This is a genomic window from Oceanobacillus salinisoli (genome assembly GCF_009733865.1).
In the GTDB taxonomy this organism is placed as follows: Bacteria; Bacillota; Bacilli; order Bacillales; family Amphibacillaceae; genus Oceanobacillus; species Oceanobacillus salinisoli.
In genome coordinates this window covers 26,970-49,778 of sequence record NZ_WOFB01000027.1, presented here as the reverse complement: position 1 = coordinate 49,778, position 22,809 = coordinate 26,970, and the positions used below count along the sequence as shown (strand labels likewise).

The 22,809-nt window shown below is 38.2% G+C and carries 20 protein-coding genes; 11 read left to right on the top strand and 9 right to left on the bottom strand.

Annotated elements, in window-relative coordinates; translation table 11 throughout:
• Positions 1-83: 83 nt before the first annotated feature.
• Positions 84-524, top strand: coding sequence for a YtoQ family protein (locus tag GMJ66_RS17080; protein ID WP_156291529.1), 441 nt, complete (start codon positions 84-86; stop codon positions 522-524).
• A 493-nt stretch (positions 525-1,017) separates the two neighbouring features.
• Here the strand turns inward: GMJ66_RS17080 and GMJ66_RS17075 are convergent, their stop codons facing one another.
• Positions 1,018-1,524 (bottom strand): DUF84 family protein, encoded by a 507-nt coding sequence (locus tag GMJ66_RS17075; RefSeq protein ID WP_156291528.1) that lies wholly within the window; start codon positions 1,522-1,524, stop codon positions 1,018-1,020.
• A gap of 59 nt (positions 1,525-1,583) precedes the next feature.
• Positions 1,584-2,648, bottom strand: a complete 1,065-nt coding sequence (locus GMJ66_RS17070) for a M42 family metallopeptidase (RefSeq protein ID WP_156291527.1) — start codon at positions 2,646-2,648, stop codon at positions 1,584-1,586.
• 178 nt (positions 2,649-2,826) lie between these two features.
• On the opposite strand from GMJ66_RS17070, the gene GMJ66_RS17065 reads away from it, so the two are divergent.
• A complete protein-coding gene (locus GMJ66_RS17065; RefSeq protein WP_156291526.1) occupies positions 2,827-3,141 on the top strand; it encodes a PepSY domain-containing protein in 315 nt (104 codons plus the stop codon).
• 435 nt (positions 3,142-3,576) lie between these two features.
• Here GMJ66_RS17065 and GMJ66_RS17060 read toward each other — a convergent pair whose 3' ends face one another.
• Positions 3,577-4,434 (bottom strand): YtnP family quorum-quenching lactonase, encoded by an 858-nt coding sequence (locus GMJ66_RS17060; protein ID WP_156291525.1) that lies wholly within the window; start codon positions 4,432-4,434, stop codon positions 3,577-3,579.
• A 679-nt stretch (positions 4,435-5,113) separates the two neighbouring features.
• Between GMJ66_RS17060 and GMJ66_RS17055 the strand changes: the two genes are divergently transcribed.
• Complete coding sequence (locus GMJ66_RS17055) at positions 5,114-5,689, top strand: Maf family protein (RefSeq protein ID WP_156291524.1); 576 nt, start codon at positions 5,114-5,116, stop codon at positions 5,687-5,689.
• Positions 5,690-5,730: 41 nt separating this feature from the next.
• Here the strand turns inward: GMJ66_RS17055 and GMJ66_RS17050 are convergent, their stop codons facing one another.
• A complete protein-coding gene (locus tag GMJ66_RS17050; RefSeq protein ID WP_156291523.1) occupies positions 5,731-6,714 on the bottom strand; it encodes a ring-cleaving dioxygenase in 984 nt (327 codons plus the stop codon).
• A 248-nt stretch (positions 6,715-6,962) separates the two neighbouring features.
• Between GMJ66_RS17050 and GMJ66_RS17045 the strand changes: the two genes are divergently transcribed.
• From GMJ66_RS17045 to GMJ66_RS17020, 6 genes are all read left to right on the top strand, one after another.
• Positions 6,963-7,532 carry a hypothetical protein gene (locus tag GMJ66_RS17045; RefSeq protein WP_156291522.1) on the top strand — a complete coding sequence of 190 codons (570 nt, stop codon included), beginning with the start codon at positions 6,963-6,965 and terminating at the stop codon, positions 7,530-7,532.
• Between the two features lie 511 nt (positions 7,533-8,043).
• Positions 8,044-8,187 carry a BA3454 family stress response protein gene (locus GMJ66_RS17040; protein ID WP_156291521.1) on the top strand — a complete coding sequence of 48 codons (144 nt, stop codon included), beginning with the start codon at positions 8,044-8,046 and terminating at the stop codon, positions 8,185-8,187.
• Between the two features lie 692 nt (positions 8,188-8,879).
• On the top strand, positions 8,880-9,074 hold the full coding sequence (locus tag GMJ66_RS17035) for a hypothetical protein (RefSeq protein ID WP_331279697.1): 195 nt from the start codon (positions 8,880-8,882) through the stop codon (positions 9,072-9,074).
• Complete coding sequence (locus tag GMJ66_RS17030; protein WP_156291519.1) at positions 9,074-10,516, top strand: sodium:solute symporter family protein; 1,443 nt, start codon at positions 9,074-9,076, stop codon at positions 10,514-10,516. The genes GMJ66_RS17035 and GMJ66_RS17030 overlap by 1 nt, the downstream gene beginning before the upstream one ends.
• Before the next feature lie 208 nt (positions 10,517-10,724).
• Entirely contained in the window at positions 10,725-11,048 is a 324-nt protein-coding gene (locus tag GMJ66_RS17025) for a YbjQ family protein (RefSeq protein ID WP_156291518.1), read from the top strand.
• A 287-nt stretch (positions 11,049-11,335) separates the two neighbouring features.
• Positions 11,336-11,953 (top strand): class I SAM-dependent methyltransferase, encoded by a 618-nt coding sequence (locus GMJ66_RS17020; RefSeq protein WP_156291517.1) that lies wholly within the window; start codon positions 11,336-11,338, stop codon positions 11,951-11,953.
• Positions 11,954-12,025: 72 nt separating this feature from the next.
• Here the strand turns inward: GMJ66_RS17020 and GMJ66_RS17015 are convergent, their stop codons facing one another.
• From GMJ66_RS17015 to pruA, 5 genes are all read right to left on the bottom strand, one after another.
• Positions 12,026-13,333: a D-serine ammonia-lyase gene (locus GMJ66_RS17015; protein WP_156291516.1), complete on the bottom strand. Its 1,308-nt coding sequence runs from the start codon at positions 13,331-13,333 to the stop codon at positions 12,026-12,028.
• A gap of 220 nt (positions 13,334-13,553) precedes the next feature.
• Positions 13,554-15,035 (bottom strand): sodium/proline symporter PutP, encoded by a 1,482-nt coding sequence (gene putP, locus GMJ66_RS17010; RefSeq protein ID WP_156291515.1) that lies wholly within the window; start codon positions 15,033-15,035, stop codon positions 13,554-13,556.
• Positions 15,036-15,347: 312 nt separating this feature from the next.
• Positions 15,348-16,829 carry a sodium/proline symporter PutP gene (gene putP / locus GMJ66_RS17005; RefSeq protein WP_156291514.1) on the bottom strand — a complete coding sequence of 494 codons (1,482 nt, stop codon included), beginning with the start codon at positions 16,827-16,829 and terminating at the stop codon, positions 15,348-15,350.
• Positions 16,830-17,042: 213 nt separating this feature from the next.
• Entirely contained in the window at positions 17,043-18,059 is a 1,017-nt protein-coding gene (locus tag GMJ66_RS17000; protein ID WP_156291513.1) for a proline dehydrogenase family protein, read from the bottom strand.
• A gap of 554 nt (positions 18,060-18,613) precedes the next feature.
• Complete coding sequence (gene pruA, locus GMJ66_RS16995; RefSeq protein ID WP_156291512.1) at positions 18,614-20,161, bottom strand: L-glutamate gamma-semialdehyde dehydrogenase; 1,548 nt, start codon at positions 20,159-20,161, stop codon at positions 18,614-18,616.
• 282 nt (positions 20,162-20,443) lie between these two features.
• Here pruA and GMJ66_RS16990 point away from each other — a divergent pair, with 282 nt between their 5' ends.
• Positions 20,444-21,826, top strand: coding sequence for a sigma-54 interaction domain-containing protein (locus GMJ66_RS16990; protein ID WP_407939243.1), 1,383 nt, complete (start codon positions 20,444-20,446; stop codon positions 21,824-21,826).
• A gap of 173 nt (positions 21,827-21,999) precedes the next feature.
• A complete protein-coding gene (locus GMJ66_RS16985; protein ID WP_156291510.1) occupies positions 22,000-22,416 on the top strand; it encodes a CHRD domain-containing protein in 417 nt (138 codons plus the stop codon).
• Positions 22,417-22,809: the final 393 nt, after the last annotated feature.

Sequence of the window (22,809 nt, the reverse complement as noted above, 5' to 3'; positions counted from 1 at the left end):
TATGACTTGTATGCGATTTCTTGGCAATCTTTAAAAAATTCATTTACTATAAAAAGGAAAGATTACCCAAGGAGGAGATCAAAATGGAATTAACCGTTTATTTAGCTGGCCAGATCCATGACAATTGGCGTGAACAAGTAGAACAAATAGCGAAGGAAAAGAAACTTCCACTTACCTTTGTTGCACCGCAAACCAATCATGAGCGTTCGGACAATATTGGTGAAGCTATTCTAGGGGAACAGCCCAGTGCCCTTTATAAAGATGATGCAGCTTCCGAGATCAATAATTTTAGAACGCAAGTCTTGATGCAAAAAGCAGATATTGTGATCGCTTTGTTTGGTGAAAAATACAAGCAATGGAATACAGCAATGGATGCAAGCGCAGCAATTACCATGAATAAACCTACTATTATTGTGCGTCCATCTTCCTTAATTCATCCATTAAAAGAACTATCAAATAAGGCTAATGTCACCGTTGAAACAGTTGAACAAGCACTGGACGTTCTGGCCTACATTTATGAATAATAAGAAAAGCGCGAGCGCCCGTTTAGCAACGTACGGACTGGGACTGCGATTACTCGTCCCACCGAAAACCTTTTGCGCCTGGCCATGCCAGGTGGTTCGGTGTTGTCGCGCAAAGCGGCGGTTTTAACCGAACAGTCCCCGTAGGAGATTAGATGATCTTGATTTTTACGAATGTAAAAATCTTAGTGAATCTTATGCTTGAAGAGCGAAAAGGAAACATGCCCCTTCATAGGGGTATGCCGACGCCTGAGCGCTAGCCCGCTTTTAGTCGGCCTTCCTAAAAACCTGAGTCGATGTTGACTTTCACCGCAAGGGTATAAGTGCGACTAAGCCTCTGGTTTCACCAATCGGCAAGTCTTCTTTATGTACGGAGGTGAGGGAAGTCCGCTAGTCGCTGGGCGATGGAGCTAGACAATCAAAGCGCAAATTTATACTTTCTTATATAATGAAAAAGCAAGAATGCTTTATTATAAGCATCCTTGCTTTCCCTTTATTACTGTTTACTCCAGTATTCCCACTGGCCGCGCAACAACTGCACGACATGACAAAACATTTCCTGCCTTGAGATGAGATCATTTGTAAAGATGCCGATTGTGCCTTCTTTTTTACGAACTTCCTCCCGTTTTGCATATTCATCCATGATTTCCCCAAGTTCCAAGCCCCGCCTCAGCTGTTCATCAATTTCTTTTGGCAATGTGATTCGAGCACCACTTGCAGTAAATACTCGCTCATCTTCTGTAACGAGTGCTCCCCAATTACAGAGATAAAGTTCATCCTCCACATACATGACTCCGCCCTCAAGCCCAATTCCAATCGTTTGAGAGGCTGAATCTTTGCACTGCTTCGCCCGATTAATTGCTCCGATTCTTGTTTCTTCATCAGAAAAAGGCTGTGCAGATACCTTGGAAGGAACATCCATTTCGGAAACATCTGCTTCTGCAAAAATTTCTTTCACTGCATTTATTTTTGTAGGATTTTTTGACCCTATAACGATCTTCATATTGAAAACTCCTTTGACGCAAATAACTGCTGCCGGTTGAGACAGACAGCAGTTATCAATTACTTAGAACGTATTTGATCTACTGTATTTTGATCCGTTGCTTTCACTAACTTGACAAGAAGCTCTTTTGCAGCAGCATAGTCATCCACATGAATAATTGATGCAGATGTATGAATATAGCGGGAGCAAATGCCAATTACTGTACTGGGCACTCCATCATTGGATAGATGGATACTTCCTGCATCCGTTCCACCTTGAGAAATGAAATACTGATAAGGAATTTCATTGGATTCTGCTGTATCCAGAACGAATTCACGTATTCCGCGATGAGTAATCATGGAGCGGTCAAAGATTCTTACCAGTGCACCTTTTCCTAACTGACCAAATGCTGACTTGTCACCTGAAGCATCGTTTGCCGGTGACGCATCGAGAACATAGGCTATATCTGGCTTGATCATATTTGAAGCAACTTTTGCACCTCTTAATCCCACTTCTTCTTGTACAGTGGCACCAGAATATAGTTCATTTGGAAGTGTCTCGTTTTGGACTTCTTTTAACAATTCAATCGATAGTCCGCAACCATAACGATTATCCCATGCTTTAGCCATAATCTTCTTTTTGTTGGCCATTGGCTGGAATGGTGTAACTGGTACAATAGAATCTCCTGGCCTTACCCCAATCCTTTTCACGTCTTCTTTATCATCCGCACCGATATCAAGAAGCATATTTTTTATTTCCATCGGTTTCTTACGCTGTGCATCCGTTAATAAATGTGGCGGAATGGATCCAATTACACCAATGACAGGACCATTCTTTGTCATCACTTGCATGCGTTGCGCAAGCATAACCTGATTCCACCAGCCTCCGAGTGGTTGAAAACGAATCATACCATTGTCTGTAATTTGTGTGACCATAAAGCCGACTTCATCCATATGACCAGCAACCATTACTTTTGGCCCTTTCCCGTGTTTTACTCCAAATACACCACCAAGATTGTCCTGGATTAATTCATCGGAGTACTTTTCTAATTCTTTTTTCATTAAAGCACGTACAGGTTGTTCATTTCCCGGTGCCCCTTGCAATTCAGTTAAATTTTTAAAAAGATCAAGTGTATCTTGGTTCATTAAAATACCTCCACTTTTCTATGTACATACCAAGTATAACGGAAATGATTCTTCCTTTTCCACTAATGATATCCTAATTTCAATTTATTCATGAATAGGTTATACTGACTTATATACAATAATGACAAAGAAATGTACGTAAACATACTTTAAAAGGAAAATTTCCAGGAGGTATAAAATGAAAAAACGCAACATTCTTCTTGCAGCTGGAATCGGTTTTGCTGTGGGATATGTTTTGAACCAGCAAGTACAAACCCATCAAAAAATCAGTCCTGAAAATGCATTAAAAAATGCAAAGGAAACATTTAAAAAATCCAGTCCGATAAGTGGATCCTGGATCTATATGAAACCAGAAGAGATTGAAAAAAATGGTCTCCGTTACACAGCCTATCGTGGAGGTATTACCAGAAATATTGACGGTGAAAATAAACAATATGAATTTTACGTCGACGTGGAAACTGGAGGAGTCATTTCAGCAACGGAGACAGAATAAAAATCGGCCTATGCCGATTTTTTGTTTAGGCTGATTTCTAAAAAGATAGTTGCCTATGGAGGAAAGTACTATCTCGCATTTGATATAAAATGCGACGTAAGTGTAAGTGCACTGCCCGATTCCACTGCGAGCAGTCGAGTACCTTAGGGCAACGGTTTAGCCTCCCCGGAAGAAAATCACTTCCTTGTTAGAAAAACTCGCATTCGCTCGTCCTTTAGCGAATGCGTTAGTTTTTCTTATACTTGGTACATTTAAAATTTTAACTACGTCGAATCCTCTTCGTGCTAAAATTTTATACTTTCCTAACGTGAAAAAGAAAAGCACTTTTTCTACGTGCTTGCGATGTAACCCCTGTCGAAGCCTCCCTTATCCTGCAAAGTCTTCAAGCTGCCCTCAGTATTCGACTGCCCTCCGCTCCAAAGGGCAACCGATTGGTTATTTATATTCATACCTTTCCCGTTTTACTTCATCTATTTTCTTTCCGGTTTGATCAAATTTAATCGCCCGGCAATAAGCATCATGGTAAAACGTATACCATGCTTCCTTGCTATAGCCAAAATCCATCCAGTTTTCCTTTTCATGAACAGAGGTTACTGGATAATCATCATAAGCCATCGCCCATAATTTATTTTGATGGGCATGGGTCGCCATTAAATCACCCATATGGACAAAGGACTCATCGCCATCTTCAAAAACAACAATGGCATGGCCATCACTATGCCCTCCTGTATATATCATACGAAGTCCCTTGGTAATCTCTACCTCGTCAGCGAATGTTTCTACTTGCTCCTCAATCGGCTGCCAGTTCCTTTCCCAATATGTATTTATCGAGCGGATATTTGGATTGCGCATTTCATTCCATTCTATAGCCGAGGTGAAAATCGTCGCGTTCGTAAAAACAGATTCATACTGATCCTCGTCTAATTTCTTTGTTAATCCACATGCATGATCAAAATGCAGGTGGGTCATCAATACGGCATCTATATCGTTTACTGTTAAGTCCATTTCGGCGAGAGACGCTTCAATAGATGACTGTTCAAGTACACCGAAATTTCGAATCTGCTTGTCTGTAAACTTATCCTTCCCAACCCCAGATTCAATGAGAAAATTTTTTCCGTCCATCTGTAATAAAATTGGGTCAGTACGGAGCTCAATTTGGTTTTTCTCGTTATGTGGGTATAACTTACTCCATAAAGCCTTTGGGACCACACCAAACATGGCACCGCCATCCAAAAACGTCACACCGCCATTTAACCATGTTAACCTAGCTCTTCCTACTTGCAGTTTTTCCATTGATTCATCCCCTTTCTATAAATTTAGTGTAATCGATGTATGAATATTCCGCAAACATTACAACCGTTTAGTCCATCGTAAACGAACGGTTAAATATTGAGCACCATTCTCAACTCTGTTAAGATATGGTCAATATTGATTAATTCGAAAGGCTCTTTACGCAAATTTGTTGTTTTGAATTTATATAAAATGTAAATTAGTTTAATTTGAGATAATACTACCGCTGCGGAAATACACTACCCACTTCCGCGGGTGACCATAAAGAAGCAGATATCAACCGTGTACAAAATATCAACACAACGGGGGCGCATTTCAACCAGCGCAATCGGGATATCAACCAGTAGAGGGCATTTATCACTCGTGTTTAGACTTTAGCAGTGCAGGCACTACTGAGTGATCTTCTTTGTTCCCTTGCGTCGAGGAAGCCTACTACGGAGCGTTAATAGAAGACTAAGGCGCACTTACAGCTTTCCTTGATGAGGCTTTAAGTCGTGCCCACGAACCGTAGTATTCTACCGGAGCGACTGCATGCACACTATCATTATTAGAACAAGCGAGAGTATCACGATAGGAATTTTCATTAGCCAGGAGTTTATATCAAATACGAATTAAAACTTTCCTGACAAAAGCAAAATTTTTAGAAACCAGTCATTTGAAAACACTAGAAAGGATGAAATGTATGGAACAACGACTCATACTTGCTTCTGGGTCTCCACGCAGAAAAGAATTGCTTGAAAAGTTTAACCTATCCTTTGAAATTATAGTAAGCAATGTTGAAGAAACGGTCGATCACACCTTGCCACCGGGTGAAATCGTCATGTCCCTTTCCAAGCAAAAGGCTTCTGTAGTTGCGGACAAGAACCCTAATGCCTTTGTAATTGGCGCAGACACTATCGTACTTTTAGATCGGCGAATTCTAGGAAAACCATCTGATAAAGACGAAGCACATCACATGCTTACGAGCCTATCCGGACGACAACACAACGTATTAACAGGTGTCACCATCATAAAAGGGAAGCAACATTTTTCTTTTCACGAAGAAACGGTTGTTGAATTTTGGCCCTTGACCGATCAGGAAATTTGGAATTACATCGAATCTGGTGAACCGATGGATAAAGCGGGAGCTTATGGAATTCAGGAACTCGGCTCTTATTTAGTAAGGAAAATTAACGGGGATTATTTCTCAGTAGTTGGTTTGCCCGTTGCCAGAGTTTTGCGGGAGCTCCAGCATATGGAATTCCATAGAAATGCTTAAGCATATCAGCCGCTCCTCTAATAAGAGAAACGGCTGACATCTTATTCATATTCTTTTTCAAAATCAATAGTGCTTCTGACCGTATCGATTGGTCTTACTAAGCTCTCAATTTGCTCCCGTTTATCTTCAAAAAATGGAGGCAAAGCTAATTTTTCACCAAGTGTTTCATAGGGCTCATCTCCCATAAAGCCAGGTCCATCCGTTGCAAATTCGAATAAAATATATGGAGCAACACGAACATACAGGGACTTAAAGTAAAAACGATCAACAAAGCCTGATGTTTGAAAACCAAATCGTTCCATGCGTTCAATCCACTGCTCCAGCACAGCACGGTCCTCTACCCGAAACGCAGCATGATGGACTGTACCAAACCCCTGTCTTGCCTGTGGAAGTACGACATTTTCCTCCACAATTACTCTTGCCCCATTTCCACCCTCACCGACTTCAAATAAGTGAAGAGAACCATCCTGTTTGATTTCTTTAAATTGAAGTACTTTTTCCATCATTTCTTTAAAATATTCAAAATTAGCGATACGGACATGGATTGGTCCTAACCCGGTAATCGCGTACTCTAATGGAATTGGACCCTTTTGCCATGGAGTGCCAGGTGCAACACCATCCAAGCCTTCATCAGATACCAACTGATATTGCTGCTCGTCAAAATCAGTAAAGGAAAGCGTTTTTACCCCAAACTGCTCTTTTATTCCAGCATGTTTTACTTCTAAACGATCAAAACGTTTTACCCAGTATTCTAATGCTTGATCACTTGGAACACGAAATGACGTTTTATAAATTTCATTTGTACCGTGTGTTCCTTTTGGTATATTTGGGAAATCAAAAAATGTCATATCTGTCCCCGCGCTACCCTTATCATCCGCAAAAAATAGATGATAAGTTTGGATATCATCCTGGTTTACTGTTTTCTTAACTAGACGCATCCCTAGTATATACGTAAAAAACTGATAATTTTCTTCGGCACTGCTCGTAATCGCAGTAACATGGTGCATTCCTTTTAAGCCATTCATTTTACATCCTCCATCTATTATTGAATCTATACTCCAACATATTTTTAATTAAAATATCTTTAATTAAATTTAATTTAACATGAGACCATTTACTTGTCAATTATAGATTATTATTCGACAAATACCTCCTTTTTATCTTAACTTTCATGCAAAACAAGCAATATAAATCGAAAATTGTCTTACGATTAATTTTCGTAATAAAAGGAAAAATCAGATGAATGTAGAATGTAATGGTAAGGGGTGATGATATGCAAGACAGTATAGAATCAAACGAGAAAGCTTATTCCACAAGTGAAATTGCTACTATGTTGGATATGGGAGTAACGACAGTCCGCAAATATGCACAGCATTTAGAGAAGGCGGGCTATGAATTTTTCAAAAACAAGAATAATGCAAGATTGTTTGTGGAGAAAGACATTATGTCGATTCGGTACTTAAAAGAATTGAGAGAGAAAACAAATATTACCGTCGATCAAGCCACGAACATTGTCATGGAAAAGGTTGGTAAGCGAGAGACAGAAGACATATCGGAAGCCAGCCCGCCACGTGTTGTCCAGAATGATGGACAACATGACACAGAAAACGAACAATTGGAAGAATTAAAAGACCTCTTAAAAAATCAGAATGAGCTAATCAACGAATTAATGGAAAAACTGGACCAACAACAGGATGGGATTAATGAATGGTTAAATGAACGCGACAAAGATTTAATGAGAACCATCACAGAGAGATTAGAAACACAAAAATTAATTGCCGCAACTGCCGAAGAAGAAACAACAGATAAGAAAACTTTCTTCGGATGGTTATTCGGAAAATAAACAAATCCTAGTAACCTAAAGCGCCCATTTAACCTCTAATCCATTCTTTTTTTGTGGAAAAAATTACTATCCCTATTTCTTTTCCCATAACATAACCCAAACGATACACCATCAAATGAAGTAATTCTTCTCTTATTCACACTTCTCTGTTCCAAACTTCTTATGCAGTACAGTATTGCTTATTTTCCGGGAAATTACTGAATTGAAATGCCCAAATTAGTTATTCTTATAAAATTACAATACGGATTCTCACAAGGATGTTTAGTTTTCATTGCTTAAATACCTCCTCTGTAATAATGAAAAAGGTTTCACACCCTCATTTAATCCGCATAAATCCAATTTCAAACGAAGCAATTAGGCTTTTTGATTACATATATGCGAGTTTCAAGCATAGACTAATACATCAAAACCTTACACAATGATTTTATATTCACACAATTGACACAATTTATGTGTTATGGTATAGTTTTTAAAAATTGGGAAAAATCTTTTTATTGAAAGGGAGTTGCGGATGATTCAAGTAAATGTAATGGTAGATTATGAAGGTCAAAGTTATCAAACGAATGTAATTACTAGTCGTGATACGGATTATGAACATATTATACAGTTGGCATTAAGTCAAATAAAAAAACAATGGGAAGAGATAGAAGATTAACCTCTATCTTTTGTTCTTCCCATCACTTCTTTTTATAAATTCCCCATCCCTCCTTTCCCATCTTTTTCACAGTAATCAATTCGGGAAATAATAATCCATTGTTAATGTAGTAAAATTTAGAAAAATTTGCTATGATGAACTTTATAATATTTTAGTACAAGCTTTATTTCTAAAAGATTGTTGTGTTTGCGGGGGCAAGTTTTATTTCGGATTTGGTATAAACTGCGAACTAGTATAGTGCTACGTTGTTTTCCGCTACGGGCATTAAGCGCACCTTAGGGCAACACTTCAGCCTCCTCGGAAGAAAACCACTTCCTTGAAAAAGAAAAGCACTTTTTCTGCGTGCGATGTAACCCTGGCGAAGTCTTCCTTGTCCTGTAGGAAATGAGGCATCGGTGAGACCTCTAAAGACGGGGTAGCACTAGGAGGCTCACCGGCCGCACACGGAAAGCGCAGTGTATTTCCTTAGCGGTAGATTAAGCTCCATCATCATTTAAAATTAGTTATGAAGTTTACATAAATTCCATAACAACCTATTTTTGCGAAATGAGCCTGGGAAAAAAGAGATATTTTCCTGTATCGATTGTGAATTCATTCACCAAATTACGCATCGTATGATTGTTTTTATTTTGTATAATATTAAGGTGAAATGCTCATTTTATAACAACTATATATTGCCCAATGTTCTGGAGGTGAATTTTTTGAAAATAAACGAATTTAAATGGGCGCTATGTATTCTATTTATTATTTTTATTGCTTATATCCTCCCTTACACGCTTCTTACAAATGTCGCAAAATGGTACGGGAGCTTTTTATTATGGGTGGTTTTAGCATTTACCATCATTATCATTAATTATTTTTTAACAAAGGATTGGGGTAAAGAATAATGAGTACTACATTGGTATGGAGTGCAATTTCTGTCTATATTGTTATTGCACTGGTTATTGCGTTACTATCAAGAAAAGGTAAGCAGAATAATATGGATAGTTATTTTCTTGGTGACCGTAAAATGAATGGCTTTGTATCTGCGCTTAGCTACAGTGCTACAACTTATAGCGCCTTTATGTTAGTGGGACTTGCCGGACTTACATATAATGGTGGGGTTGGTGCACTTGGATTCGAATTGATTTATCTGATGGGGGTGACCCTTGTTGCGTTTTTTGGACCAAGATATTGGAAAGTTGGAAAGAAATTTGGCTATGTTACTCCGTCAGAAATGTTGGGTGATCGCTACGACAATAAAATAGTAGCTGCTGTTATCGCCATATCCAGCTGTGTTTTCTTAATTCCGTATAGCGCTGTTCAATTGTCAGGGGTTGGATATTTATTGCAGGGAGTAACAAATAACGCAATTCCATTTACTACCGGGTTGATATTAGCGACCGTCCTTGCACTTATTTTTTCATATATCGCTGGAATTCGCTCCGTTGCATGGACAGATTCTTTACAGGCTTTATTCATGATTGTGACATCCACCATTGTAGTATTGGTATTAATAAAAGGGCTGGGCGGATTTGGAGGATTTTTCGGAACGCTTGAAACCGATTATCCGGAATACTTAACGGTTCCTGGAAATGGTTTTTTCAGCTTTTTAAACTTTTTAGGTTTAACCATTCCTTGGTTTTTCTTTAGTTTATCCAATCCACAGGTCAGCCAAAGATTGTACATGCCATCCTCCTTAAAGAGTTTAAGAAATATGCTGATGGGATTTTTAGTATTTGGCTTTGTCTACACTATCGTTGCAGTCGTGTGGGGATATTCTGCATTAATAATGTTTCCTGATTTAGAAAATGCTGATTTAGCAACACCATTTGTGCTGCAATCTGATTTAGTACCACCTATTTTAGGTGTAATAGTAATGGTTGGAATCATGGCAGCTGCCATTTCCACGATTGATTCTATTTTGCTTACCCTCTCGTCTCTTTTTGCTCGGGATGTATATGGCAATTTCAAGAAAGAAGCGAGTGATTATACGCAACTGCGGGTTGGAAAATTTGTGATCCCAGTTATTGCTGTTTTAGCCTTTTTATTCGCACAAATGGAAGTAAACTTAATTGCTGTATTATCTGTATCTTCTTCAGCAGGATTGCTGGTATCTGTACCATCAATCATCGGAGCGTTTTTTTGGAAACGCGGAACGGCAGCAGGAGTAATCTCCAGTGTAGTCGTCAGTGGCATAGTTGTGATCATTATTGAATTTACACAAACTAAACCATTGGGATTAGCATCAGGACTATGGGGAATTCTAATTTCCACACTTCTTTACATTAGCGTAAGCCTGATAACCAAAGCTCCAAAAGAAAAAGCGAAAGAATTCTTATCCATCTAAGATGTCACATCCTAGATTTTGTCGAATCATGCGAACAGGAAAATGATTACATTTCATGCATAAACAATAAGACCATCTCGGTAATTAGACTGGGCGACTGAATTTTCTTCATATATAGGGTTGTATCCTGTCTTAATTTGAAAAGGAATGAAATTGGTTATGTCGAAGTATATTAAATAATAATTATGCCTAAAAAGGAGTATTTATTATGATTGTCGTAACGACTGAAAATATAGTAAATCATACTATTATCGAGGTGAAAGGGACTGTTTTCGGATTAACAGTTCGTGCACGTGGGATTGGTAAGGATATTACTGCGGGAATTAAAGGCTTATTCGGAGGAGAAATAAAGCAGTATACAAGCATGCTGGAGGATGCTCGAAAACAGGCAATGGAACGATTGATTGAAAACGCAGAGGCATTGGATGCAAACGCTATTGTTATGATGCGATTTGACTCTGGCGATGTAGGACAAAACATGAGTGAAATCGTCGCATATGGGACTGCCGTTGTAGCTGTACCAACGAATTAATCATTAATCTTCTCTTACTAAGCAATTTTATTAAGTTAGGGCGTTATACTTGAATGAAGGTACATACCCCATATCGCCAACAAATTTCGACAAAAACCGGGAAGTGACAGGCACCTCTTTACAGCTTATGATATAATTAGCATATTCGCTCATATTTTAGCGAATGTGTTCGTTTTTCTTATATTTGGGACTTTCAAAATTTTGGCTTCAGTGAATTCACTTCTCAGCTGAAATTTTGTATTATCCCAATGTGTAAAAAAAGAATTTTACATAAAGCGGTGAAGAGAATGTTAGAGGATACTGGAGAAAGAGTTATTCCTGAAAAAATGAAAATCACAAATGGTCTGCTTCTTGAGCATATTGCAAGATACCATTTTGCTGCAAATTATGCACACGGAAGAGTCCTCGATTTCGCATGCGGCTCCGGCTATGGCAGCCAGATTATCGCTAAACAACGCAAAAAATTTATAACTGAATTAATTGGTATTGATTACAATGAAGATGCCATAAAGTACGCAAAACATAAATATCATCACCCCCTTGCAACTTACCTGGAAGGGGATGTAACCGATCAATCCTTACCGGAAAAATTGGGTCAATTTGATGTTATCCTAAGTTTTGAAACGATTGAACATATAGCGGAAGAAGAAAAATTTCTTTCAAATATCTATCGACTCTTAAAACCAAATGGGATCCTAATTTTATCCACCCCATTCGGAAAAGGAAGGGGAATCCCGTCAGGTCAGGAATTCCATGTACATCAGCTGACTGTAAAGGAATTTAAAGATTTATTTACTGCATATTCTTTTACAGAGTTCTATTATCAAAATGGAGTCCTCATTGAACCTGCCGAGTATGCCAGAGAAAATCATTATCCCCTTGGTATTGCCGTCTGTAAAAAGTAACGGTGCCTGTCACTTCCCGAATTTTGTCGAATGGGCGGCGAACGATATTTTAACAATGATACGGTCGCCTATTTATCTTTTCAGTAATTCCTTCATTTCGTCGTCCGGTACCAGGCCGCCTCCGGTTGCCCAGACAATGTGAGTAATATCTTCTGAAGCCAGATTACGTTCCTGTAAATAGTGAGATTTCATTAACTCTATTGGTCCAATAAGTCCTGCAGTAGCAGAAGGCTCCACATAAATTCCTTCGCTATCCGATAACATTCTTAGTAATTGAAATAACAAATTATCTTCTATTGTATATATTCCGCTCACTAACTGCTCACTAAAACTGCTGGCAAACTTCGAAGGCCTGCCAACGGCTAAACCGTCTGCTTCTGTTTTATTATCTAATCCAAAATCTTGTACACTTACCTTGTTTTTTAATCCAGTTAGTAGTCCAATCAATACACTTGGTGAATGGACCGGTTCCACAAAGAAACAATGGACATCATCACCAAACACCTGTTTCAATCCGAACGTAATCCCGCCCGGTGCACCGCCTACCCCACACGGGAGATACACAAATAATGGATGGTCACTGTTTACCTTTACCCCTTTTTCATCAAGTTGTTTTTTCAAACGTAAAGCAGCAGTACTATAACCTAAAAATAAATGCTTGGAGTTTTCATCATCCACAAAATAACCTTTAGGGTCAGCATTTGTCTTCTTTCTTCCTCTTGAAACAGCTTCACTAAAATCCCCTTCACATTCCACTACATCTGAACCCTTACTGCGTAGAAGCTCTTTCTTCCATTGTTTAGCATCCTTTGACATATACACAGATACTTGAAAACCTAGTTTGGCGCTCATTATTCCAATGCTTAACCCTAAGTTTCCGGTTGAACCGACCCCTATTGAAAATTGACTAAAAAACTCCTTTAATCTCGGAGTGGAAAAAATCTCGTAGTTTTCTCCCTTTTGGACGACACCCGCATCTATTGCCAGATTTTCAGCATAATACAAGACTTCATAAAAGCCCCCTCTTGCTTTAACCGAACCAGCTACAGCTAATTCTTGATCACATTTTAAGTAAAGGTTTCCTTTCAAATCAGAAGTGTACTCGGATTCCAATAACATTTTCATTGCAGGAATTTCTTTCAATGGTGATTCTATCCAACCATTTCCTTTTCTTGTCTCCGGAAATTCCTTTTGGATAAAAGGGGCAAATCGCTGCCAAAGTTGCTCCGCGTCTTTTACATCTTTATCAGTTAATGCGAAAACTGTATTTGCAACTTTACGAATTTCTGGATTCATCCAAAAGACCGGTGACAGTTCCATCATTTCTATTAATATAGGATATTTCTGTTGAAACGTTTGTATTTCTGTATGAGTGTACATTCATTTCCTCCTACTTAGCGGATTTATTCATCATTTAACATACCAAAAGGAGTAGTTACTGTCGAACATTAGCAGACATACTGACGCTTCCATTCTTAATATGAAGTATAGTCTTACAGCCAGTTAATCACACGATAAACTGCAACCCTTTATGTCGCACTGCATTCCTAATATAAAAAAAAGGTGCAATCTCTGCACCTTTTTTCTTCAAACTATGAATCTATTTGTTCTCTTTTAAAAGTTTGATCGTCTTATCAAATTCCTGCTCTACTTCTTCGTTTCTATTATACGTTATTAAACTGACAATATAGGTTACAATTAAACTCAACAGGAATCCTGGTACGATTTCGTAAAGAACTCCGGAAAGTTCCGTGTTCCCCCAAATAAATACAGTAACTGCACCAGTAATCATTCCGCAGAGTGCCCCTGTACCGGTAATCTTTTTCCAATACAATGACAAGAGAATGATAGGGCCAAATGCAGCACCAAACCCTGCCCATGCGAAAGATACGAGACTTAAGATGGTATCATTTTTTTGCCAGGCAAAGAATAAGGCAATTACTGAAACAAATAAAACAGCAATACGACCTAAATTAACATACGTTTTTTCTGATGCGTCTGATTTAAATACAGCTTTATAAATATCTTCAACCAATGCAGACGAAGTAACAATTAACTGGGAGGAAATCGTGCTCATGATTGCAGCAAGTACCGCCGCCAGCATAATCCCTGCAATAAATGGATGGAATATGATTTGCCCCATTTCAATAAAGATTGCCTCGGGATCTGTTAATGACGCTCCGGCATTTTGCTGAAAATATGCTACTCCAATCAATGCGGTTGCAGAAGCACCAAGTAATGCTAAAATCATCCAACTAATCCCAATCCTTCTAGCTGATGTTGTTTCTTTAACGGATTTAATTGCCATGAATCGAACAATAATATGCGGTTGACCGAAATATCCTAGTCCCCATGCCAGTGAAGAAATAATACCTGCTGTAGAGGCTGTTGCAAAGAAACTAAGCATATTTGGGTCAACGCTACGAATGGATTCAACGGTTTGCTCCAATCCACCTGTCAAATATATGCCGAAAATTGGGATAATAATGAGTGCCAAGAACATAATCAATCCTTGAACAAAATCAGTATAACTTACTGCCAAAAATCCACCTATTAACGTATATGCAATAACCACAGCTGCTACAATAAGCAGTCCAGTGTGATAATTATAGCCAAATGAACTTTCAAAAAACACGCCACCTGCTACCATTCCAGATGATACGTAAAACGTAAAGTAAACTAAAATAATAATTCCCGATACAATTCGTAAAACTTTTGAATTGTCTTTGAAACGATTATCAAAGAAACTTGGGATCGTAATGGAATTATTCGATACTTGTGTATACACCCGCAAACGTGGCGCAACGAAATACCAGTTTAACCATGCACCTATCGTCAGACCAAGCGCTAACCATCCTTCGACTAATCCAGATACATAAATCGCGCCAGGCAGACCCATGAGTAACCATTGTGACATATCACTGGCTCCTGCACTAAGTGCTGAAACTGCTGGTCCTAGTCCACGACCACCAAGCATGTAATCATTTAAATTACTTGTTTTGCGATATGCAAACCACCCAATTGATATCATTCCTACTAAATAAATGAGTATTGCTAAAAGTTGATACGTGTTGTCTGTCACTTTATCTCCCCTTTAGATTTTTTTTTACAACGTTTCTCATAATAACATGAACAAAATATTAGTCAAATGTACCAAGCATCAATTGTTGCAGTTTTGTACAAATATCCACAAAGTTAAAATTTTCCGACAAACGTTATTATCATTGTAGCATCAACCAATACAGCAGACTCTTCATAAACGGATTTTATCAGATTTTATAAAATATAAATTTCTTTCATCTTTTTTATATATACCGATATACTCATACTCATTTGGAATCCATTTCTGCCATAAAAAATGGGATGCATTGACCGCATCCCATTTTCTATAAAACTATTTATGCTCTTCCAGTAATTCCAATGTCTTATCAAATTCATCATCGATTTGTTGATTAGGTTTATAGGTCAATATACTCACCACATACGCGACAATTAAGTTTAAAATAAATCCTGGTACAATTTCATATAGATAGCCTGATAGAGGCGTATTTCCCCATATAAATACGGTTACTGCCCCAACAATCATTCCCCATAGGGCACCTGTACCAGTAATCTTTCTCCAGTAAAGTGACAAGAGAATAAGAGGCCCAAAAGCAGCACCAAATCCTGCCCAAGCAAATGAAACAAGACCTAGTATCGTGTCATTTTGCTGCCAAGCAAAGATTCCCGCGACTACCGCAACAACAAGTACCGAAATACGTCCTAGGTTGACATATCGTTTCTCAGATGCATCTGCATTAAAGACAGATTTATAAATATCCTCGACCAATGCCGAAGATGTAACCAGTAATTGCGATGATACCGTACTCATAATTGCAGCAAGTACAGCTGCTAACATAATCCCAGCAATAAATGGATGGAAAATAATTTGCCCCATCTCAATAAAAATCGCTTCGGGGTCAGTTAACGATACATGCGGATTTTGCTGAAAATATGCAACCCCAATTAATGCAGTTGCAGCAGCACCAACTAATGTTAAAATCATCCAGCTGATACCAATTCTTCTTGCTGATTTCGTTTCATTTACATCTTTAATAGCCATAAACCGTACAATAATATGCGGCTGACCAAAATAACCAAGACCCCATGCTAGTGAAGAAATAACCCCAGTAGCTGTAGCGGTTGCAAAGAAACTTAACAGATTTATATCAACGGCGCGAATAGATGCCACCGTCTCATCGATTCCACCTGTTAAAAATAGCCCTAGTATTGGAACAATAAGCAGTGCTAAGAACATAATAGACCCTTGAACAAAGTCTGTGTAACTTACAGCAAGGAACCCACCTAATAAGGTGTAAGCAATAACAACTGCAGCTACGATAAGCAGACCTGTATGGTAATCATAACCAAACGAGCTTTGGAAGAATACCCCACCTGCTACCATTCCAGATGATACATAAAATGTAAAGTATACTAGAATAATAATACCTGAGACAATGCGTAAAATTTTCGTGTTTTCCTTAAAACGGTTATCAAAAAAACTTGGAATTGTAATAGAGTTATTCGAAACTTGAGTATATACCCGCAATCGCGGTGCAACGAAATACCAGTTTAACCATGCCCCAACAGTTAAACCGATTGCAATCCATCCTTCAACAAGACCTGCTACATAGATCGCACCAGGCAGTCCCATGAGCAGCCATTGTGACATATCACTGGCGCCAGCACTAAGCGCTGAAACGGCTGGACCAAGCTTACGCCCCCCTAACATATAATCACTTAAATCACTAGTACGGCGGTATGCATACCACCCAATCAAAATCATACCTACCAAATAAATAAGAATGGCCAATAGCTGATACCCATTTTCTGTCATCTTATCTCCCCTTTTAATTGATATTTATTTATGAAAACATGAAGCGTATTCATGTTATTGGAAATATTTCCATATTAGTAGATATTCTATTCAAACAATCTATTATTCCATAAATTTATCAAAAATAAAAAATTTCTGTTATTTAATGATATCATGTATTACTTTATGATGAAATACCTGGAGATAGGGAGCATTTATCCTATCCCCCACCATTTAGCTCACTTTTTCATTTTTACTTTTTCGTTTCCTTTTCCACATCATCATTAGTGATACAGCAACTGCACCAGTAATAATTGGTTCTTTTTTCAGTTGATTGTCTTTCGTATAAAAGGCATCCTTCATTACTAAGTTCAGATTTTGTGGCCGTTCTGCCAGCCGACGCATGAAATAACCGAACCAATCATTTCCAAAGGGAATATACGTACAGAAATTATATCCCTCTTCGGCCAATTCATATTGCATTTCTGTTCGGAATCCATATAGCATTTGAAATTCAAATTTGTCTTTACTGATATTGTTTTCATTAATGAATTGTTTTAACTCGTTGATAATATGATGATCGTGTGTAGCAATCGAGGTAAAAGCATCTCCCAATAATCGTTTTTTAGCAAGTCGGATATATTCTCTATCGATTTCTTCTTTCTTCTGATAAGCGACATCTTTGCTTTCTTGATAAGCTCCTTTTACAAGTCGGAGACGCAGATCCTTCAAATCTTCTAAATCTTCTTCTGTACGGTATAAATACGATTGGACAACCGTACCAACATTTTTATAATTATCTCGTACTTGCTGTAAAACTTCCAGTGTCTGCACATAATGCGAATAGTCTTCCATATCAATATTGACAAATAAGTTATATTGATTGGCTCTTTTCAGGATTTCCCTTATGTTATTCACACAAAACGCTTCCTCGATATCGAGCCCAAGCTGTGTTAATTTAACAGATAAATGACAATCTAAATTTTCTGAATGGATTTTATCTAAAATCACAAGAATCCGATTTTTTGCTTCTGATGCTTCTTCCTTTTCGGATACGAATTCTCCTAAATTATCAACCGTACAGCTAATTCCACGCTGATTTAAGTCTTTAATTGTATCGATAACAGTATCAAAATTTGTTCCAGCAACAAATTTGTCAGCACCCAAACGAAAGCCCCAGCGCTTCGCATTTTCATTAAAAAATTTATTATTGGATAAACCGATAAAAAAATTTCTTGTTAAATTTACCATCCCCCACATCCCCCTTTTGATATTTTTATATTGTGTAGGTTAAAATTTTTATAGATAGGCCCTTTCGCAAAGTTAATTGCTATGGAAATAATATAAAATCTGACGTAAGTGTCTGCACTGTTGATTTTTGCTCCGGGCAATCGCGCGCCTTAAGGCAACGCTTCAGCCTCCTCACGGAAAACCGCCGCTGCGGGGTCTTCAAGCTCCCGTTTTCCCGCAGGAGTCGACTGCCCAACGCTACAGTCAATCCGTATAATGGCCGATTAACAATCACTAATTCTTTAAAGTTTCAAAGCACTATACCAGCGGAGGAAATACACGGAGACTTCTGCGGGAAAAGTGGCATCGGTGAGACCCCTAAAGACGCGACGGCACGAGGAGGCTCACCAGCCGCCCTAAGGTGCGCGTAGTATATTTCCGGAGCGGTAAATTACAGGATACTACTTAGTTATGAATTTATATCAACTGCGAAATAAAATTATTCCGCAAAAAGTAACGACAGTCTACTGATTTTTTGCGGCAGTAATTAGACCGCCGCAAACTGTAAGGAAAATTTAATACGTTTCTGAAACCACTTTGGCTTCCAGGAAATGCTGCAAGTAATCTGGTCCCCCAGCTTTTGAATCTGTACCAGACATTTTGAAGCCTCCAAACGGCTGATATCCCACAATAGCCGCCGTACATCCACGGTTGAAGTAAAGGTTTCCAACATGAAAATCATAACGTGCTTGCTCCAGATGCTCACGATTATTGGAAATAACCGCACCTGTTAAGCCATATTCCGTGTTATTGGCAATTTCCAATAGCTCATCGAAATTCTCCGCCTTTGTAAATGCAACAACTGGTCCAAAAATTTCCTCCTGCATAATTCTTGCATCTGGGGCAACGTCTTTGAAAATTGTTGGTTGGACAAAGTATCCTTTGGAATCATCCGTTTCTCCGCCGTATACAAGTTCTCCCTCTTTTTTACCAATTTCGATATAGTCTTTAATTTTTTCAAATTGTTTCTTATTTACGACAGCACCCATATAAACATTGCCTTCTGCAGGGTTTCCAACAGTTATTTCCTTAGTAAGTGCTACTGCCTTTTCGAGTACTTCATCGTAAACATCTTTATGGATAACAGCTCTTGAACAAGCAGAACATTTTTGTCCAGAAAAACCAAAAGCAGAGTTAACAATGGCATCTGCTGCTAAGTCTAAATCTGCATCATTGTCCACAATTATTGTGTCTTTCCCACCCATTTCAGCAACGACACGTTTTAAATGCCGCTGACCTTCTCGGACTATGGAAGCACGTTCAATAACCCGCGTACCTGTTTGACGAGAACCAGTAAAGTTAATAAAACGCGTTTCTTTGTGATCTACTAAATAGTTACCGATTTCAGCAGGGTCACCAGGTACAAAGTTTAATACCCCTTTAGGAAGTCCAGCTTCTTCTAATACTTCCACCAATTTGTAAGCAATAACTGGTGTATTTTCAGATGGTTTTAACAAGACTGGATTTCCCGCTACAATTGGAGCTACAGCAGTTCCACACACAATTGCAAATGCAAAGTTCCAAGGCGGAATCGTTACACCAGGACCCATTGGCTGATAATAATAGGAATTATGTTCATTTTCACGGTCATTTAGCGGTTTTCCTTTAGCGATCTCCAGCATTTGCCTTCCATAATATTCGAGGAAATCTATTCCCTCTGCCGTATCACCGTCCGCCTGCCCCCACGGTTTACCTGCATCATATACTAGCCACGCAGAGAATTCATGCTTACGGCGTCGAACGATTGCAGCTGCTCTAAACAGTATATCTGCCCTTGCTTCAGCAGGTATCTTTCTCCATGTTTTAAAAGCCTCCAATGCTGATTCAAAAGCTTGGTCTACGTGTTCGATTGCAGCTTTGGAAACGCTGCCAATTACTTGTTCGCTATTTCCCGGGTTTATGGAAATTAATTTATCATCTGTGTAAATTTTTTTACCGTTAATGACTATCGGATAATCTTTTCCTAACTCACCTTCCACTTTTTTCAAAGCAGCTTCAAATTCTCTACGATTTTTCTCATCCGTAAAATCAGTAAATGGCTCATGTTTAAAAGGTAAAACCAATATAAAAACCTCCTTGAAATTTTGTTATGAGCGAAGAAGTATCATAGAATTTTTTAAACCTTTCCAATAACTCTTCATTATTCTATAAGCAAAAAGCATGCCAAATATTTTAAAATTAAGAAATATGGAATAAATGCTAAATTGCCACAAGGCACAACAGTTTGAATATTTTTATAAAACAAAATTATCCTAATTGTTATGTAAAGTTTATTTACACAGTTGTAAATGTAATGTACAATTTATTTACAGCTATTTACCATGGTTTACGGAGGAGAATGTGTATTGGACAATTTTTATTTGGAGGCAATTTTAGCAGCAGAAGATGATGCCATTACCGTAATTAACCGAAATGAGGAAGTCTTATTTTGGAATGATGCAGCCGTCCAAACCTACAACATTAAAAAGCCTGAAATACTCCATACGAAAATTACTGAATTTTTTCATGATGAAGATCTAATGGTGTTAAAGGTACTAAAGACAAAAGTACCAGTAAAAAACACCTATCATCGCCCACGACATGATAAGCATGTCGTCATTAATGCTTCACCGGTTTTTGATATGCAGGGCGAACTAATTGGTGCCGTCTCGGTTGAAAGGGATATTACGCAAATTGTCAAATTAAATGATAACCTTGTCAATACATCTGCCGAGCTGAATGAGTTAAGACAGCAGGTTTACACAGCAAAGGAAGAGTCCCCTTTTTCCAAATTAAAAGGAAATAGTAAAGCACTAAGACAAACAATTCAAATTGCCAGAAAAGCGGCCCGCACAGATGCTACAGCATTAATTCTTGGAGAGAGCGGGACAGGTAAGGAAATATGCGCACGTGCTATCCATGAAGCTAGTAATAGAAAAGACGGTCCCTTCATACCGGTCAACTGTGGAGCAATTCCCAGCGCATTATTTGAAAGCGAACTATTCGGATACGAAGGCGGTGCATTTACTGGAGCGGAGAAAAAAGGGAAAGCCGGAAAAATTGAAATGGCAGATGGTGGTACATTATTTTTAGATGAAGTTGGTGAACTCCCATTGGAAATGCAAGTAAAATTATTGCGTGTTTTACAAGAGGATGAAATTTATCGGATAGGTGATTCAAAAGGAAAGAAGGTCAATGTACGATTTATCGCCGCAACTAATCAGAACTTAGAACAGCTGATGCACGAAAAACAATTTCGATCTGATCTATATTACCGATTAAACGTCATTCAAATCCATATGCCTCCACTGAGAGAACGGATGGACGATATCGCAGAACTATCCAACGTGTTTCTCCATCAATTTGCAGCTCAATATCAAACTTCTGTACCAAAACTGGAACAGGATGCACTTCAAGTTATGATTGAATATGATTGGCCCGGTAATATTCGTGAATTGCGTAATTTGGTTCAGCGTATTGTCATATTATCGGAAAAACCAATTATCAATAAAGACGATATCCATCATTATTTTCAGCACCGTCATGCTGGCACAATAAAGTCCGGTACAGCTACTGTTCATTCTTTACCTAAGGAAAAAGAATCCATGGAAAAACAATTGATTGAAGAAACATTAAAGCAGATGAACGGTAATAAATCTGCAACGGCGAAGAAACTGGGGATATCACGAGTAACCTTGTATAACAAGATAAATAAGTATGAAATAGATCAATCAAATGGAAATAATTAAAGTTGAAAACAACACTTGCTTGAAGAACCTCTAGTTTAAACCTGTAATTCACCTCCTTTTTGAACTGGTACAAATAGCCATTTTTTATCCATTTTAAGCATTAAGGATAATCGTACAGGCAGGCTTTTTTCCTGATAATATGATGTAGTAAATGGTGGAAAAGGAGGCTAAACATGTACTATGAACATTTCTATATGGCTGAGTTAACTGGATCAAAAGAGGTTCCACCAGTTCACACAAATGCTGATGGTGTGGCATTATTTTATGTAGATGAAAAGAAAGACAACATTCGTTATCGGCTAAATGTCAATAATCTTACTTCCATTGAACAAGTAAATATCCATCTTGGAAGAAGAAATATTACCGGACCAGATGTTGCCTTATTATACGAATCCGGAAATCGAAACTCCAGCTATGATAACGGTATAATAGAAGGATTCATTACTGCAAAAGATTTAATTGGTCCGCTGACAGGAAAACCACTTTCTTCCTTAATTAACGATTTAAGGGCAGGAAAAGTCTTTGTTAATGTTAAATCTTTAAAATATCCAAATGGAGAGCTTCGTGGAAAAATTGTCCAAAACGGCTAAAGGTATTTTAGAAAAACTCGCATTCGTTTTGTTTTTAGCGAATGTGTCAGTTTCTCTTATACTTGGGGTGTTAATTTTCGGCCGCGTCGACCCTATTTTCCAGCTGAAATTTTATTCTTCCTTAACGTGGAATACAGAAATGGGCTGAGACAAAAGTGTTGTAGTTAAAGAAAAATCCGAACGATGATTCAAGTTTCCTCAGTTAGAATTTGAATTATTTCGGATTTTTCTATAAGGCTGGTTTTGTTTTCTTAAAGATTGTTTTATCACTAAATACATAAAACTGCGAACTATCTTCATATGGTATTAGTCTACCGCTCCGGAAATACACTGCGCTAGTTCGTACAAAAGAGCTTTTTATAATCTTCCTCATCATGAAATCATTCGGCTTTA

Bases quoted from the DNA above. Each gene is read 5' to 3' on its own strand.
- GMJ66_RS17080 (WP_156291529.1), top strand. From the start codon at position 84: ATGGAATTAACCGTTTATTTAGCTGGCCAGATCCATGACAATTGGCGT.
- GMJ66_RS17075 (WP_156291528.1), bottom strand. From the start codon at position 1,524: ATGAAGATCGTTATAGGGTCAAAAAATCCTACAAAAATAAATGCAGTG.
- GMJ66_RS17070 (WP_156291527.1), bottom strand. From the start codon at position 2,648: ATGAACCAAGATACACTTGATCTTTTTAAAAATTTAACTGAATTGCAA.
- GMJ66_RS17065 (WP_156291526.1), top strand. From the start codon at position 2,827: ATGAAAAAACGCAACATTCTTCTTGCAGCTGGAATCGGTTTTGCTGTG.
- GMJ66_RS17060 (WP_156291525.1), bottom strand. From the start codon at position 4,434: ATGGAAAAACTGCAAGTAGGAAGAGCTAGGTTAACATGGTTAAATGGC.
- GMJ66_RS17055 (WP_156291524.1), top strand. From the start codon at position 5,114: ATGGAACAACGACTCATACTTGCTTCTGGGTCTCCACGCAGAAAAGAA.
- GMJ66_RS17050 (WP_156291523.1), bottom strand. From the start codon at position 6,714: ATGAATGGCTTAAAAGGAATGCACCATGTTACTGCGATTACGAGCAGT.
- GMJ66_RS17045 (WP_156291522.1), top strand. From the start codon at position 6,963: ATGCAAGACAGTATAGAATCAAACGAGAAAGCTTATTCCACAAGTGAA.
- GMJ66_RS17040 (WP_156291521.1), top strand. From the start codon at position 8,044: ATGATTCAAGTAAATGTAATGGTAGATTATGAAGGTCAAAGTTATCAA.
- GMJ66_RS17030 (WP_156291519.1), top strand. From the start codon at position 9,074: ATGAGTACTACATTGGTATGGAGTGCAATTTCTGTCTATATTGTTATT.
- GMJ66_RS17025 (WP_156291518.1), top strand. From the start codon at position 10,725: ATGATTGTCGTAACGACTGAAAATATAGTAAATCATACTATTATCGAG.
- GMJ66_RS17020 (WP_156291517.1), top strand. From the start codon at position 11,336: ATGTTAGAGGATACTGGAGAAAGAGTTATTCCTGAAAAAATGAAAATC.
- GMJ66_RS17015 (WP_156291516.1), bottom strand. From the start codon at position 13,333: ATGTACACTCATACAGAAATACAAACGTTTCAACAGAAATATCCTATA.
- putP (WP_156291514.1), bottom strand. From the start codon at position 16,829: ATGACAGAAAATGGGTATCAGCTATTGGCCATTCTTATTTATTTGGTA.
- GMJ66_RS17000 (WP_156291513.1), bottom strand. From the start codon at position 18,059: ATGGTAAATTTAACAAGAAATTTTTTTATCGGTTTATCCAATAATAAA.
- GMJ66_RS16985 (WP_156291510.1), top strand. From the start codon at position 22,000: ATGTACTATGAACATTTCTATATGGCTGAGTTAACTGGATCAAAAGAG.